Below are 16,200 nucleotides of genomic sequence, written 5' to 3' on the forward strand. Positions count from 1 at the left end.
GTTCTTAAATAAATTAACCTTTTTTATTAAATTTTTAGTCGATTTAAATTTTTATCGTTTTTAAATAAAACGAAAAAATATGATGCAGCATAGAAAAGCAAAAAAAGAAATAAAGGATTCTCATGAAAAGATAAAAATTTGTATTTTGGGTGGCGTTGGTGAAGTCGGACGCAACCTTTCATTTATTGAATACAAAAATCAAATATTGGTTTTTGATTGCGGATTGAGATTTCCAGAAGAGGATATGCCGGGCGTTGATTTTATTATTCCCAATGTCGATTATTTAGAGAAAAATCGTAAAAAAATATTAGGAATTTTTATTACACACGCTCATTATGATCACATTGGCGCTATTCCTTATATCGCTGAAAAATTGGGTTCTCCAACTATTTATACAGCTCCTTTAACCAAGGCGATTATTCTTAAAAGACAAGCAGACTTTCCGTATCAAAAAGAACTGGATGTTGAGGCGATTGATATTGAAAAATTAGAGCCAATCTCTCTGGGTGTTTTTAAAATTCATCCTTATCTTGTTAATCACAATGTACCTGATACGTTAGGATTTGCCACAGAAACTCCCTTAGGAACAATTTTTTATATGCCAGATTTTAAAATTGATTTTAGTCCAATTATTGATAAGCCGATTGATTTGGGTCGAATTAGTCGTTTAGCCTCAAAAACACCGCTGGTTTTAATGGCGGATTCAACTGGTGCCGAAGAACCTGGTCATTCAATTTCCGAAAAAGCAATTTATGATGATTTAGAAAGAATTTTTGAAAAGGCATCTGGAAGAATTATTGCTGCAACTTTTGCCTCTCTTATTAGTCGTTTACAACAATTGATTTGGTTGTCAGAAAAATTTAATCGTCGTGTAGTAATTGATGGTTATAGTATGAAAAGCAATGTAGAAATTGCACGAATGATGGGTTATTTAAAAATTAATAAAAATACTTTAATTTCTCCTCAGGAGGCGCAGGGATTGCTTTCGCGACAATTGACAATTTTATGCACGGGTTCTCAAGGCGAGGACAAGGCGGTTTTAATGAGAATTGCCAACCGCGAACATAAATTTTTCAAAGTGGAAAAAGGAGATACAGTCATTTTTTCTTCATCGGTTGTTCCTGGCAATGAAAGAACAGTTCAAAATCTAAAAGATAGTTTTTATCGTCAAGGCGCTAGAGTGTTTCATTATAAAATGATGGATATTCATGCTGGTGGTCATGCCCAGCAAGAGGAACTAAAACTGATGATTAATCTAATTCGTCCGAAATTTTTAATTCCAATTCATGGTCAGTATTCAATGCTTCAGGCTCATGCTGATTTGGCTGAGCAATTAGGGATGCCAAAACAAAATATTGTAATTGCTAATAATGGTCAGATTATTGAAGTTGGTAAAGAACAGATTATGCCAACCCAATATGAAGTGCCGGCTAATTATGTGATGGTTGATGGATTGGGCGTTGGAGATGTTGGAGAGATTGTTTTAAGAGATCGCAATCAATTAGCTCAAGATGGAATGCTGGTTATTGTGGCAGTTATTGATGGTGAAAAGGGAGAATTAAGAGGCGAACCGGAAATTTCTTCTCGTGGATTTGTTTATCTTAAAAATTCTCAAGAATTAATGGAAAAAACGAAGTATATTATTAAAGATGTTATCGAAAAAACAATTTCAAAAGACCATACAACTAATTGGGCTTATGTAAAAGATAATTTGCGTGATAAAGTAGGCGAGTTTCTTTTTAAAGAAACGCAGCGCCGCCCGATGGTTTTACCGTTTATTGTTGAAGTTTAATTTTTTCGGCTACTATATACAAATCTTTTTCCTTTGTATCAGAACGCAAGATATTGCCCGCTTCAATAATTTTAAAACCATTTTGGAAAAATAATTTTTTTAATTCTCTGAGAGAAAAGCGATGAATAAAACGATTACATAGATTAGACCACGGAATAAAAACATCCCCGCGTTCTAACGGTAAATTTTTGAACCATCGTTGAAACGCTGATTTAAAAATATATTTAATTCTTTCGAATTTACCCGAAAAAAGAAGGTGTATCAGATTAAGATTCCACACGGTTAAAATAATTATGCCGTTTTCTTTTAAGGTTCGGTGAGCTTCTTTGATAAATTTTTGGTGGTAATTTTTTGAGGGAATGTGATGCAGTGTATCTAAACAAACAATATAATCAAAAAAATTATTTTCAAAGGGGAGAGATAAAAAAGATTGATTGGCAATAAACTTCGCGTGCGGATACTTATTTTTAGCAATTTTGATTAATTCTTCAGAGATATCAATGCCATAATAATCAGATTGTTCGAATAGAGAATAATAACGGCCATGACCGCATCCCCAGTCTAAAATTTTTGTTTGTGGTTGAAGATGGCAATATTTCAAAATCAAATTTTTCACTACGGCAGGAGGGGTAAAAGAGCGTTTATTTGCAAAATCAGAAGCGATTAAGTTATAATTTTCTTTGGTCTTTTGGAGTAAAAAATTAGCAAAATCTTCATTCATGGAAATAGCAAAACAAATTATTATTGAGGCGACAAAAAATAAAATAAAAACAAAAAAAGAGTTAGAAGATTTAAAAAGATTAATGGCGGAAAAATTTAAAAAACCGCTGATTTCTCAAGTTGAGCTATTAAAAGATTATCATAAATTATTAAAAAATAAAAGAATAAAAAAACAGCCAGCATTAGAAAAAATTTTAATGACTCGGCCGATGCGTTCTTTGTCTGGTATTGTTAATATTACTGTTTTAACGAAACCATTTGGTTGTCCAGGGCAATGTATTTTTTGTCCTTTTGAAAAAGGATTTCCAAAGAGTTATTTAAAGGGCGAACCAGCCGCTGACCGCGCTTATGACTTAAAATTTGACCCTTATTGGCAGGTGACTAAAAGGTTAGAAATGCTTACAGAACAAGGACATCCTGTTGATAAAATTGAATTGCGAATTGTAGGCGGTAGCTGGTCTTTTTATCCTAAATATTATCAGCAATGGTTTATTAAAAGATGTTTTGAGGCGGCTAATAATTTTAATACAAAGCAAAAAAGAAAAAATTTAAAACTAGAGGAGATATTTAAAATTAATGAAAAATCAAAAGCGCGAATAGTTGGAGTTTCAATTGAGACGCGTCCAGATTTGATTAATGAAAAAGAAATTCAGCGATTAAGAAAATTGGGTATAACAATGGTAGAATTGGGCGTACAAACTGTTTTTGATGATATTCATAAATTAAATAAAACCGGGCTTGATGTAAAAATTATTGAAAAAGCAACCTTTTTATTAAAAGAAGGTGGATTTAAAGTGCTTTATCATTTAATGCCAAATTTATATGGCTCTGATTTTCAGAAAGATTTAAAAATGTTTGAAACTGTTTTTAATGATGAACGTTTTAAGCCGGATTGGTTAAAAATTTATCCGACAGTTGTTTTAGAAAATACACATCTTTATAATTTGTGGCGTCAAAATAAATATCAGCCATATTCTGATAAAAAATTAAAAGATTTATTAATCAAAGCTAAAACAGAAATGCCCTATTGGGTAAGAATTGCTCGAATTATTCGAGATATTCCAGCGCAGAAAATTGTTGCAGGAACAAAATTGTCAAATTTAAGAGAGATTATTCAAAAAGAAATGAAGATGAAAGGTTTAGAATGCCATTGTATTCGTTGTCGGGAGGTCAAAGAAAATTATGACCCAAAGGAAAGAATTTATTTATTCAGAGAAGATTATGATGCATCGGGAGGCAAAGAGGTTTTTTTGAGCTTCGAAAACAAATCAAGAACTAAAATTTTTAGTTTATTACGTTTAAGAAAACCAGTTTTTTCAACTCCCCCTATTTTTCCTGCGCTAAAAGATGCAGCTTTGTTACGTGAAATAAAAACCTATGGAGAATTGGTGCCGCTTTCTGAAAAGAAATTGGCTCCACAGCATCGGGGGTTGGGGAAAAAACTTATACAGGAGGCAGAGTGCATTGTTAAAAAAGAATTTAAATTAAAAAAATTAGCCGTTATTGCAGGCGTTGGAGTTCGTGGATATTTTAAAAAATTAGGATATCGCTTAGAAGACACTTACATGGTAAAAAAATTAAATTAGGAGACAATTTAAAAATAAGCTATAATTGTTAAAGGTCGATTAAGTGTATTAAATATTTATGAAGGGATTTTACATAAATATAGAGAAAGAAACTTTGGAAAATAATAATTTTCGTAAAGTTCTTTATACAGGAAGAAATAGTCAGTTGGTTTTGATGAGTTTAAAGCCAAAAGAAGAAATTGGAATGGAAATTCATACAGACAATGATCAATTTTTCCGTTTTGAAAAAGGAGAAGGGAGGGTAATTATTGATGGTAATGAGTATTTAGTAAAAGATGGTGATGCTATTGTTGTTCCAGCAGGTGCTGAGCATAATGTCATTAATATTTCAGAAACAGAAGAACTGAAGCTTTATACAATTTATTCACCACCTCATCATAAAGATGGAATTGTGAGAATTACTAAAGAAGAAGCTGAGGCTAATGAAGCGCCATTTGATGGGAAAACAACTGAGTAAAATCAAAAAGCCACCATTAGGTGGCTTTTTTGATTTTCATTAAAGCTTTGCGATATTGATTAGCAAAACGATGGGCTTCATCGCGGATTTGTTTTAAGATATCAAATGATAATTGTAGCAATTCTTTTATAGATTTTTTTATATTTTTTCCAAATATTAATTTATCATTTTGAAATTTGGCAATGCCGATAACGGGTATTTTTAACTCTCTTTTTTCTAAAATTTTTTCGATTGTGTTAATTTGAGTTTTTCCACCATCAACCAAGATTAAATCAGGATATGGCCATTCAGAATGATTAAATCGTCGTTCAATCAATTCTTTTAATGCAGATAAGTCATCATGAGGGAGGGCAGTTCGAATTTTAAATTTGCGATACGCTTTTTTGTTAAATTCACCATTTTCAAAAACCACCAAACTACCAACGGTATTTTTTCCGCTAAAATGAGAAATATCGTAACCTTCAATTTTCTGAGTAATTTTTATATCGTTAACTTCTTTTTTAATTAATATTGAATCATCAATTTGAGAAATTAAATTTAACTTTTGAGGATAATATTTTTGAAGAAATTTTTTAGCTTTGGAAATTTGACCGCTTAAAAAATCAATCAATGATTCAATAATTTTTTGGTAATCGTTTTCGGTAATAACGCCAATGCATTTGCCAGCACATAATCCAATTTGATAATGGAAACAAGGACGTGCTTGATTAATTCGACAGGTGCTATAAGGAAAAACTTTTCTTAATAACAATAATAAATTTTTAGCTAATGAGTAGCTTTGGAGAGGGCCAAAAATAAAAGCATTAGAAAGTAAATATTTTTGTAATTCTCGGCCACGCACAATACGTGGATAACTCCATTTAATTTTTGGTATAACAATATAAACAAAAGATCGATTGTCTTTTTCTTTGATATTATAAAATGGTTGATGCTTTTTTATGAGATTTGCTTCAAGAATAATTGCTTCAAGAAGATTGGAGGTTTTTTTGATTGTTAAATTATCTGCCTCTTTTATCATTTCTTGAGTTTTTAAATCGTTTGGTCGCAGATAATTACTTAAGCGGTTTTTTAAATTAACAGCGCGGCCAACATAGATAATTTCTCCCTTTTTATTTTTAAAAATATACACACCAGGCTGACGGGGCGCTTTTTTGATTTTTTGAGCAATTTTATTGGTCATATTATTTATTTAATACTTTGTTGTAATTTTTTAAGATAAAAACCAGTATAAGAATTTTTATTTTTGGCTACTTCTTCGGGGGTGCCAGTTGCGATAATTCTTCCTCCTTTTTCGCCGCCTTCAGGTCCTAAATCAATAATATAATCGCAGGCATTGATAAAATAGAGATTATGTTCCACAACAATAATTGTGTTTCCTCTTTCAACAAGCTTTTGTAAAATTTTTAGAAGCAATTCAATATCATAATAATGAAGACCAACGGTTGGTTCGTCTAAAAGATAAATAGTTTTAGTGGCATTTTGAGATAGCTCTTTTGCTAATTTAATTCTTTGTGCTTCGCCACCTGATAATGTTGTAGCGTTTTGTCCTAATTTAATATAACCCAACCCCATTTCTTTTAAAATTTTTAATTTAGAAGCAATATCATAGATGTCAGCGAAAAATTCCAACGCTTCATCAACAGTTAAATCTAATACATCTGCAATACTTTTTCCTTGATATTTAACTTCCAACGTTTCGCGATTAAAACGGCGCCCTTTGCAAATTTCGCATTGAACTAAAATAGGCGGTAGAAAATGCATTTCAACTAATTTATACCCAGCACCTTCGCAAGCTTCACAGCGCCCGCCTTTTACATTAAATGAAAAACGACTTTTAGTATAACCACGCGCTCGCGCATCTTCTAATGAAGCAAAGAAGTCGCGAATAGGAGTAAAGACGCCGGTGTAAGTAGCAGGATTTGAGCGGGGTGTTCGTCCAATTGGACTTTGGTCAATACGAACTATTCTTCTAATATATTCGGTGCCGAATATTTTTGATGCGTATTCCATTGGCTCGGTAAAACGTCCCAGTTGGTGATTAATGCTTTTGTAAATAACTTCCATTAATGACGATTTACCACTGCCTGAGACTCCAGTAATAGCAATCTGTTTTCTTAATGGAATTTCAACATTAATATTTTTTAAATTATTTAGTTTGGCGCCGATTATTTTAATTGTTTCAGTTAATTTGGTGCGACGCGGTGGCACGGGAATTTTTCTTTCTCGTCGTAAATATTCCAATGTTAAAGAGTGGATTTTTTTATCATTGAGTAGTTTTTTTGTTTCACCTGCAGCCACTATTTTTCCACCATTAACACCAGCGCCAGGTCCTAAATCAACTAGATAATCTGATTCAGCAATTGTTTTTTCATCATGTTCCACAACAATAATAGTATTATTTAAAGCTTTAATTTTTTTGAGTGTGTTTAATAATTTATCTGTATCGCGTTCATGTAAACCTATAGTGGGTTCATCCAAGACATATAAAGTGTTAGACAATTTAGAACCTAATTGTGAGGCTAAGCGAATACGTTGAGCCTCACCACCAGATAGCGTTTCTGCTTCACGATGTAAAGTAATATAATCCAAACCAACTTCTAACAAAAATCCTAATCGGTTTAAAATTTCGTTTATTAGTCCTTCGGCGATGATTTTTTGTTTTTGGGAAAGTTTATCAATTAAATTGATAAAAAATTCATAGCAATCTTCAATGGTTAGACTAACTATATCCCAAATATTTTTTCCATTAATTTTTACTGCTAATGCCTCAGGTTTTAATCTTTTGCCATGGCAATCAGGACAAATAGTTTCAAGAAAAACATCTTCTTTGCCTAATCCATGACAAGTGGGGCAAGCACCATAAGGACTATTAAAAGAAAAAAGACGAGGTTCTATTTCGGGGAATGAAAATCCATCATTGGGACAACTAAAACGCGAAGAATACAAAATTGTTTGTTCGGGTTGAGAGGGGAAGAGAATATCTATAAGTCCATTGCTGTATTCCAAAGCTAATTCAATGGCTTCAAATAATCTGGAGGAATCATTAATAGGCACTCGGTCAATAACAATTTCAATAGTGTGGATTTTATAACGAGATAAAACAATTTGGTCATGAAGTGAATGAAGTTTTCCATCAATGATAGCTTCGGAAAACCCTTTATTTAAGAAATCATAAAGCAATTGATAATATTCTCCTTTGCGACCATAAACAACGGGTGATAAAACGGTTACATAATTGATTTTTAACTCCTTAGCTTTACTAATAATTAAATCAAAAATTTCTTCGGTGGATAATTTTTCAATTGGTGTGCCGCAAATAGGGCAGTGGGGTTTTCCAATGCGAGCAAAAAGAACGCGCAAGTAATCATAAATTTCAGTAAGAGTGCCAACAATAGAACGTGGATTGTGAGAAAGAGCTTTTTGATTTATGGCGATTGCTGGTGAAAGTCCTTCAATATCATCAACATCAGGTTTTTCCATTTGGCCCAAAAATTGTCTTGCATATGGGGAGAGTGATTCAATATATCTTCTTTGGCCTTCAGCAAAAAGCGTATCGAAAGCTAGTGAAGACTTTCCAGAGCCAGAGAGGCCAGTAAAAACAATTATTTTATTTTTAGGCAATTCCAGATTAATATTTTTTAAATTGTGAGTGCGAGCATCTTTAATTTTTATTTTTTCTTCCATACTATTTCAAATCTTCTTTATCAATTAATTCGACAATAGCTTTTTGAATGCTTTGGGGAGTAATATGATGTTTTTTGTTATATTCAAGCTGAATTTTTCTTCGACGTATAGCTTCGGTAAGTGCTTTTTTAATAGAACCAGTAATTGTGTCGGCATAAAGTATAATTTTCCCTTTAACATTTCTAGCAGCTCGCCCCATTAATTGAATTAAAGAAACCTCGCTTCGCAAAAATCCTTCACGATCAGCATCTAAAATTGCTACAATTTCTACTTCGGGCAAATCCAATCCTTCGCGCAAAAGATTAACCCCGATTAAAACATCAAAATCACCGCGTCTAAATGCTGTCAAAATCTCTGCTCGTTCAATGGTTTTTGTGTCAGAATGCATATAATTTGCTTTTATGTTCAAATTGTTTAAATAATCCGTTAATTCTTCCGCTGTTTTTTTAGTTAATGTGTTAATAAGAATTCTTCCGCCAGTCTGAACTACTTTTTTAATTTCAGTAATAATATCGTCAATCTGACTTAGATTTTTCTTTTTGTCAAAAACTGGACGAATTTCAATAGGCGGATCGACAAGAAAAGTTGGACGAATAATTTGTTCAACAATTTGTTGCGAATTTTTTATTTCAAATGGACCAGGTGTTGCTGAAGTGAAAATGATATGATTAGTGCGCTCAAGAAATTCTTTAAATTTTAATGGGCGATTATCTAAGGCCGAAGGCAGACGAAAGCCATATTCCACAAGTGTTTCTTTGCGCGAACGGTCACCTTCATACATTCCGCGAAGTTGTGGTACAGCAATATGTGATTCATCAATAATTGTCAAAAAGTCAGGTTGGCCATTTTTATAAGGAAAATAAGACAAAAGAGTTTCTGGTGGTTCGCCAGGTAATTTATTAAGTAAATGACGGGAATAATTTTCAATTCCGTGACAATAACCTAAATTTTTTATCATCATCAAATCATTAAGTGTTCGTCTTTCTAGTCGTTCAGCTTCTAAAAATTTTTTTTGTTTTTTAAAGAAATTTACTCGTTCTTTTAATTCTTCTTTTATATTTTGGATAGCTTGTTCACGTTGGGGAAGAGTAGAGATGAAATGTTTAATGGGGAAAATAATCAGCTCATTTAATTCTTGTTGAATTTTTCTGGTTATGGGGTCAATAATAGATAATTGAGAAATTTTTTGGTTTTTTAATTCAATGCGTTGAATTACTTCGCCAGAGGCTGGTATTAATTCAAAAACATCACCCCGCACCCGAAAAACACCACGTTTTAAATCTCCATTTGTTCTCTCAAAATGAATTTTTATTAATTGTTTGATTAAGTCGTTGCGGGTTATCGGTTGATTGAGTTCCAAATGAATAGCCGCACTGAAATAATTGGATGGGAGACCAAGATTATAGATGCACGAGACAGAAGCGACAATAATAACATCTTTTCTTTTTAATAAAGCCGATGTGGCCTTGTGACGCAGACGATCAATTTCTTCATTAATTACTGCTTCTTTGGCAATATAAGTGTCAGTTAGGGGAATATAAGCTTCTGGTTGATAATAATCGTAGTAAGAAACAAAATAACAAACTTCATTTTCAGGAAAGAAATTTTTGTATTCACGATAAAGTTGGGCAGCCAGGGTTTTATTGGGAGCAATAACTAAGACAGGTTTGTTAAATTCGCGGATAACATTAGCTATCGTAAAAGTTTTGCCACTTCCTGTAACGCCTAAAAGTGTTTGAAAGGGATAATTTTTCTTTAAGCCATTAATAAGTTGTTTGATGGCTTTTGGTTGGTCGCCTGCTGGTTTGTATGGTGATTTAAGTTTAAACATAATAGGGAATTGACCCACCTTCGATTTCTCTAGGGGGTACGGTATCAGTATAATTATTTTTCTAAAATAAACAAGAAAAACTTGATTTTTGCAGAAAAATTATTAAAAATAATTTTAATACTTTTTTGTTTCTAATTTTGACAAAGGTCGTTTGAAAGATAATGACTATGGCCAAAATAGGGAAACAAAGAAGAAAATTACAGATTCGCTTAAGGCAAAAGCGACGCGAGACAATTAAAAAATTAAAGGAAGCTTATAAAAAGGCAGCTACTAAAGAGGAAAAAGAAAAAATTATTGAAAAATTTAGAAGAAAACTTCCACATTTAAACCCAGCTGATTATTTAAAATAAAAAAATTCCGGTTATTCGACCGGAATTTTTTCATAAAAAATAAAAACTTTCGTTCTTTTGTTTATAATTTTTTGAGCTAATTTTTCCACATCTTTGTTGTACATTCTAATACAACCGCTGCTGGCATATGTTCCGATTGATTTTGGGTCATTGGTGCCGTGAATTCGATAAATCGATTCTTGACCGTCGAAGGCCAGATAAATTGCTGCTACCCCTAAAGCATTTTGAGGATGACCTGGTGGAACAACATCAGGGAGAATGATATTATATTTTCTCTGGTAGTTTAATTTGATATTCTCCGTGGGTCGCCACGTGGGATGAAAGACAACTCGAGAAACTTCGCCAATTCTGGGCAATGGTCTCAAGTAATTAATAGAAGCAGGGCCTGCAATGGGATAAATTTCAATAATTTCATAAGTATTGGGGTTTTTTAAAATCAGCTTTAATGTTTTTAAATCAACCAGAATGTAGTAATCATAATAGGAACGAGCGGAAAGAGATTGATGAGCGCAAATAAAAGTAATGATCAGGAAAAGTATTAAAAACAGCCATTTTAAAATTTTTAAAAAACGCATTTTAACCTCCTTAAAGTTCTAGAATTATATTATTGATTTAATTATTTTTCGCAAGAGATAATTTTATTCTGCTTTTTATTGCGAATTTAATAAAATTTATTTAAAATTAGATTATATGAGAATTATTAGCGGTATACGACCAACAGGTGTTATTCATTTAGGCAATTATTTAGGAGCCATTCGTAATTGGTTGAATTTGCAAAATAAAAAAACCAATCAGTGTCTGTTTTTTGTTGCCGATTACCATAGTTTTACGGATCCACCCGTTTCTCAAAAGGAAAAAACAGAAATGATTGAAAATATGATGATTGATTTTTTGGCCTTAGGGTTTAACCCCCAAAAATCTATTTTGTTTATTCAATCACAGGTAGAGGAGATTTTGGATATTGCCTGGTTAATTAGTTGTTTAACGCCTATTGGTGAATTGGAGCGAATGACGCAATTTAAGGATAAAAGTCAAAAACAAGCTGGCAATGTTAATGCTGGTCTTTTTACTTATCCTTGTTTAATGGCAGCTGATATTTTAACTTTCAAAGCTGAAGCTGTTCCTGTTGGCGAGGATCAATTGCAGCATTTGGAATTTACTCGCGAAAGCGCCCGTCGATTTAATCGTTGTTTTGTTAAAACATTTCCTGAACCTAAAGCGCTTTTGACGGATGTGCCGCGTTTGATGAGTTTAAAGAATCCTTTGGAAAAAATGTCAAAATCAGACCCAGATTCCTACATCTATGTTTTAGACGACCCCAAAATTATTAATCAACGAATTCGTTCGGCCACTTCTGCGACAAATGAATTTTTTGAAGGAATTCATTTATCCGCGAATGATTTTGTATTTGAGGTGAGGGCAAGTTACACTAATCATCCCGAAATTGAAAAGATGCAAGCCGCGATTAGAAATTTATTATTAATGTATAAAGAATTTTGTCCAAAAGAATTTAAGAAGTTATTTAAAAATGAAAATGAAATCAATATTGAAAATTTGCGCTATGCGGAAATCAAAAACAATTTAGCTGAAGCCATTGTTGATTATTTTAGCTCGGCGCGCGCAAAAAAATCAGAATATCTTAAAAATAAAAAGAAGGTGATAAAAATTTTTGAAGAAGGGAGCAAGAAAGCGCGAGAAATAGCTCGGAAAACACTCAAAGAAGTCAAGCAGAAAATAGGTGTAATTTAATTAATCTTGAAAAAAAACTTTGTTTCAGTAAGATAAAGCATAAGTTTAATAAGTAAAAAAGTCGTTTCGAAATCTAAATTATTATGGGAGGCGTACCTACAAAACACACTACTCACGGCAAAGTTAGAAGAAGAAGATCTCATTTAAAACTTCAAGCTACTTCTTTAAAAGCATGCCCTAAATGCGGCGCTGCAATGATGCCGCATCGTTATTGTCCGAACTGCGGTTATTATAACAAAAAAGAAGTGGTTGATGTTTTAGCTAAGCTTTCGAAAAAAGAGAAAAGAAGTCGTGAAAAAGAGATAAAAAAATAATTTTTTAAATTATTATGGCCACGCGCCATTTCTGCCGCTCAATTCTTTTTCAGTCGCTTTACGAATGGGATTTTTATCGTACTAAAGAAAAAAAAGAAGTTGATTTAATGAAAATAATTGAGCGGAATATGCAGGATGCTTTGCCATTAATTGATGAGCCAGATTTTGTTTATCGTTTAGCCAAAAATTTAATAGATCACTTTGATGAGATTGATGATATGATTAGAAAGACAGCGCCAGCGTGGCCATTGGAACAGATTAATTTGACTGATAGAAATATCTTACGATTAGGAATTTCTGAATTAGTCTTTGGGCCAAAAGATGAAGTGCCGCCGAAGGTGGCTATTAATGAAGCAATTGAATTGGCTAAAACTTTTGGCAGTGAATCATCCAGCAAATTTATTAACGGAGTATTGGGCACTATTTATCGTCAGATGATAGATGAAGGATTAATTAAAGAGCAAAAAACTGACAAACAGGTATCCCAAGAAGAACAAAAATAAAAAATAAATTAAATTCAAAATGGCTAAGGATAAATTTGAACAATTAGCAAAAACACTAAAGTTTAATTTCAAAAAAATTGATTTATTAAAACAGGCCTTCACCCATCGTTCTTATTTGAATGAAAATCATGAATGGCGTTTGGGTCATAATGAACGTTTGGAATTTTTGGGCGATGCGGTTTTGGAATTAGTAGTGAGTGAATATTTATTTAAAAAATATCCAAATGAAAATGAAGGTTTTTTAACAAGTTTGAGAGCAAGTTTGGTTAATGCGGAAACTTTGGCGAGCGTGGCTGACAAATTAAATTTCGGACATTATGTTTTAGTTTCGCGAGGAGAGGCAAAAGATAATGGCGTTGGCCGTCGTTATATTTTAGCCAATACATTTGAAGCCTTAATTGGTGCTATTTATTTGGACGGCGGATATAAAAAATGTCAGCAATTTATAGAGAAGTTTTTGATTAAAGATAATTTGGAGAGAATTATTAAAGAAGGAAGTTATAAAGACCCAAAAAGTTTGCTACAAGAGAAGGCGCAGGCAGAGTTAGGAGTTACGCCTGCCTACAAAACTTTAGATGAGTGGGGTCCTGATCATGCCAAACATTTTCGTGTCGGTGTATTTTTTTATGATAAATTAGTTGATGAAGGAGAAGGACCTTCAAAACGCATAGCCGAACAAGAGGCTGCAAAAAAAGCTTTAAGTCGACAAGCATGGCAAGAATTTCAAGACAAAAAGAGGGGAAAGTAAGAATATGAAGCTTAAATCTTTGGAAATTTTAGGTTTTAAATCCTTCGCAAATAAAACAACCTTTTCTTTTCCCGCTAACTTTACAGCAATTGTTGGTCCAAATGGCAGCGGCAAATCCAACATTGTTGACGCTATTCGCTGGGTTTTGGGCGAAAGAGATTTAAAAAAAGTTAGAGTTGCGCATTCCGAAGAGGTAATTTTTAATGGCACGCCAAGCAAAGCCAAAATGTCATTGGCTCAAGTTTCTATTGTTTTGGATAACAGCAATAATGAATTGCCTTTAGATTTTAAAGAAGTAGTTGTAACGCGTCGTTTGGAACGCGGTGGTGAGAACCAATATTTTATTAATGATTCACCAGTGCGGTTAAAAGATGTGGTAGAACTTTTAGCAAAAGCAAAGATAGGAAGCGAGGGTCTAACTATTATTAATCAAGGATTAACCGATGCTTTATTGCGCGCCTCACCGAAAGAGCGGAGAATTATGATTGAAGAAAATTTGGGATTGCGCGAACTTCAGTTAAAAAAGGAAGATGCAAAAAGGAAATTAGAAAATAGTCAGATTAATTTGGATAAAACACAAGCATTATTAGAAGAACTTAAGCCTCACCTAAGATCTTTAAGGCGTCAGATTAATCGTTGGCAAAAAAGAGAAGAAATTTTAAAAATTTTATCTTTGTTGGAAAATGCTTATTATTCGGCTAGTTTCAAGGAGATATACTCATTAAAAAATTTATTGCAAGAAGAAAGAAAAAAAATAGAAGATGAAAAAATAAGCGAAGAAACAAAACTGCGAGAATTAGAAAAAAATTTTGAAGAATTGGAGAAAAAGCGACCGGATTTTTCCCAACAATTTCAAAATCTAAGAAAACAAATTGATGAATTAGAACAGCAAAAAGGAATGTTATTAAAAAACCTTGGTCATTTAGAGGGTCAAATTGAAGGATTAAAACGATTTACTCCAGAAGTTAAAAACCAACCCAGCTTAAATCAATTAATTGATACTATTAAAAATATTAGAGAGGAATTAATAAATGTCCTAAATTTAGATGTGGAAAAAACAAAAATAATTATAAAAAAGATTATTGAACGCATCGATGAGATTTTCAAAGAGCCTCAATTAAATTCTAATAATGAAGAAATTCAAAAATTAGAAAATGAGAAAAATAAAATTAATCAGCAAATAGAAAATTTTAATCAAAAAATTTTAGAATATAATCAACAACTTGATGAGCTGCGTAAAAAAGATGAAGAGGTTGGTAAAGACTCCCACGGCGTTTTATTAGAAATTCAAAAACAGCGTTCATTAGTTCATCAATTGGAGCAGAAAATCAATGAAATATTTTTGAAAGAAGAGAAAAACAAACTAAAAGAAGCGGATTTGCTGATGAAACTTAAGGAAGCGGGGTTGAATAGCGAAGATTTTCAATGGGAGAAAATAAAAGATTTTGATGTTGAAAGAATTTTCAAAGATAACAATATCTCTAATCTTGAAGATTTGGAAATGCGGATTATAAGAATGAGACGGGATTTAGCAACAATAGGCGAGATTGATGAGTTAACTTTGAAGGAAGCAAAAGAAACAGAAGAGCGTTATCAATTTTTATCGCAGCAATCTGAAGATTTAATCAAAGCCATTGCTGATTTAAAAACTATTATTGAGGAATTAACCGAGCGCATTGATAAACAATTTTCTGAATCACTAAAAATTATTAACGAGGAATTCAATAAGTATTTTCGTATGATGTTTGGTGGCGGCAGAGCAAAATTGGCCGTTACCAAAATTATTAAGAGACAGAGAAAAGAAAAAAACGACAATAATAATGGTGCAAATGAAGAACAACAGAAGGAAATTGCGGGAGAAGCCGTGGCCGTGACGGATGGCGAGAATAAAGAAGTTGAAGAAAAAGAGCCTGAATTTGAAATTGGTTTAGAAATTTTTGTTGATTTGCCAAAAAAGAAAATAAAAAGTTTGGAAATGTTGTCTGGCGGAGAACGCAGTTTAGTTTCAATTAGTGTTTTGTTTGCTATCGTTTCGGCGATGCAGCCGCCATTTGTTGTTTTGGATGAGGTTGATGCGGCTTTGGACGAAATGAATGCGAGGCGCTTTGCTAAAATTTTAGGAGATTTAGTTGATACAACGCAATTTATTGTTGTTACTCATAATCGCGCCACAATGGAAATGGCACAAATCCTTTATGGTATTTCAATGGCTGAAGAAGGAATTTCCAAGGCTGTTTCTCTTAAATTGGAAGAAGCGGAATAACCATTTTTATTTTTTTATTTATCAACTTTTACCAATACCAATTTAAAAAGATTATTACTTAACAATCTTGACGATCGTCAAGATTGTTAAGTAAAATATAAATTATAAATTAATAGTACAAATAAGCGTTTTAATAAATTAGAGCAATTTAAAATTAGAAAATAAAACGAGCGAAATAAAAATGAAATACAAAACAAAAGACA

Annotated in this window: 14 protein-coding genes; 9 read left to right on the forward strand and 5 right to left on the reverse strand. The window is 32.6% G+C overall.

Annotation, left to right across the window (positions count from 1 at the left end; translation table 11 throughout):
- Positions 1-79: 79 nt before the first annotated feature.
- Positions 80-1,792 carry a ribonuclease J gene (locus N2692_01440; GenBank protein ID MCX8015946.1) on the forward strand — a complete coding sequence of 571 codons (1,713 nt, stop codon included), beginning with the start codon at positions 80-82 and terminating at the stop codon, positions 1,790-1,792.
- Here N2692_01440 and N2692_01445 read toward each other — a convergent pair.
- The gene (locus tag N2692_01445) at positions 1,776-2,513 is read right to left on the reverse strand and encodes a class I SAM-dependent methyltransferase (protein MCX8015947.1); all 738 of its coding nucleotides are present in this window, start codon (positions 2,511-2,513) and stop codon (positions 1,776-1,778) included. The genes N2692_01440 and N2692_01445 overlap by 17 nt on opposite strands.
- Between N2692_01445 and N2692_01450 the strand changes: the two genes are divergently transcribed.
- Together N2692_01450 and N2692_01455 are read left to right on the forward strand one after the other, a co-directional pair.
- On the forward strand, positions 2,512-4,098 hold the full coding sequence (locus N2692_01450; protein MCX8015948.1) for a tRNA uridine(34) 5-carboxymethylaminomethyl modification radical SAM/GNAT enzyme Elp3: 1,587 nt from the start codon (positions 2,512-2,514) through the stop codon (positions 4,096-4,098). The two genes, N2692_01445 and N2692_01450, sit on opposite strands and share 2 nt — an antisense overlap.
- Positions 4,099-4,156: 58 nt before the next feature.
- On the forward strand, positions 4,157-4,555 hold the full coding sequence (locus N2692_01455) for a cupin domain-containing protein (protein MCX8015949.1): 399 nt from the start codon (positions 4,157-4,159) through the stop codon (positions 4,553-4,555).
- 16 nt (positions 4,556-4,571) lie between these two features.
- Here the strand turns inward: N2692_01455 and N2692_01460 are convergent, their stop codons facing one another.
- From N2692_01460 to uvrB, 3 genes are read right to left on the reverse strand one after another with little or no spacing between them, the layout of a single operon-like run.
- Positions 4,572-5,735 carry a GIY-YIG nuclease family protein gene (locus tag N2692_01460; protein ID MCX8015950.1) on the reverse strand — a complete coding sequence of 388 codons (1,164 nt, stop codon included), beginning with the start codon at positions 5,733-5,735 and terminating at the stop codon, positions 4,572-4,574.
- 5 nt (positions 5,736-5,740) lie between these two features.
- Positions 5,741-8,239 (reverse strand): excinuclease ABC subunit UvrA, encoded by a 2,499-nt coding sequence (gene uvrA / locus N2692_01465; protein MCX8015951.1) that lies wholly within the window; start codon positions 8,237-8,239, stop codon positions 5,741-5,743.
- A gap of 1 nt (position 8,240) precedes the next feature.
- On the reverse strand, positions 8,241-10,070 hold the full coding sequence (gene uvrB / locus N2692_01470; GenBank protein MCX8015952.1) for an excinuclease ABC subunit UvrB: 1,830 nt from the start codon (positions 10,068-10,070) through the stop codon (positions 8,241-8,243).
- Positions 10,071-10,237: 167 nt separating this feature from the next.
- Here uvrB and N2692_01475 point away from each other — a divergent pair, with 167 nt between their 5' ends.
- The gene (locus N2692_01475; protein ID MCX8015953.1) at positions 10,238-10,420 is read left to right on the forward strand and encodes a hypothetical protein; all 183 of its coding nucleotides are present in this window, start codon (positions 10,238-10,240) and stop codon (positions 10,418-10,420) included.
- An 11-nt stretch (positions 10,421-10,431) separates the two neighbouring features.
- On the opposite strand, the gene N2692_01480 is transcribed toward N2692_01475, so the two are convergent.
- Entirely contained in the window at positions 10,432-10,995 is a 564-nt protein-coding gene (locus tag N2692_01480; protein ID MCX8015954.1) for a L,D-transpeptidase, read from the reverse strand.
- 115 nt (positions 10,996-11,110) lie between these two features.
- Here N2692_01480 and trpS point away from each other — a divergent pair, with 115 nt between their 5' ends.
- The 5 genes from trpS to N2692_01505 all read left to right on the forward strand — a co-directional run bounded on the left by trpS (position 11,111) and on the right by N2692_01505 (position 15,997).
- The gene (trpS, locus tag N2692_01485; protein MCX8015955.1) at positions 11,111-12,169 is read left to right on the forward strand and encodes a tryptophan--tRNA ligase; all 1,059 of its coding nucleotides are present in this window, start codon (positions 11,111-11,113) and stop codon (positions 12,167-12,169) included.
- An 83-nt stretch (positions 12,170-12,252) separates the two neighbouring features.
- Positions 12,253-12,483: a 50S ribosomal protein L32 gene (gene rpmF, locus N2692_01490; protein ID MCX8015956.1), complete on the forward strand. Its 231-nt coding sequence runs from the start codon at positions 12,253-12,255 to the stop codon at positions 12,481-12,483.
- A gap of 14 nt (positions 12,484-12,497) precedes the next feature.
- Positions 12,498-12,986, forward strand: coding sequence for a transcription antitermination factor NusB (gene nusB, locus N2692_01495; protein ID MCX8015957.1), 489 nt, complete (start codon positions 12,498-12,500; stop codon positions 12,984-12,986).
- Positions 12,987-13,005: 19 nt separating this feature from the next.
- A complete protein-coding gene (rnc, locus tag N2692_01500; GenBank protein ID MCX8015958.1) occupies positions 13,006-13,734 on the forward strand; it encodes a ribonuclease III in 729 nt (242 codons plus the stop codon).
- Positions 13,735-13,738: 4 nt separating this feature from the next.
- Positions 13,739-15,997 carry an AAA family ATPase gene (locus N2692_01505; protein ID MCX8015959.1) on the forward strand — a complete coding sequence of 753 codons (2,259 nt, stop codon included), beginning with the start codon at positions 13,739-13,741 and terminating at the stop codon, positions 15,995-15,997.
- Positions 15,998-16,200 lie beyond the last annotated feature (203 nt).

It is taken from the genome of Patescibacteria group bacterium (assembly GCA_026415775.1).
GTDB lineage: Bacteria > Patescibacteriota > Minisyncoccia > UBA6257 > JAAZHW01 > SKW32.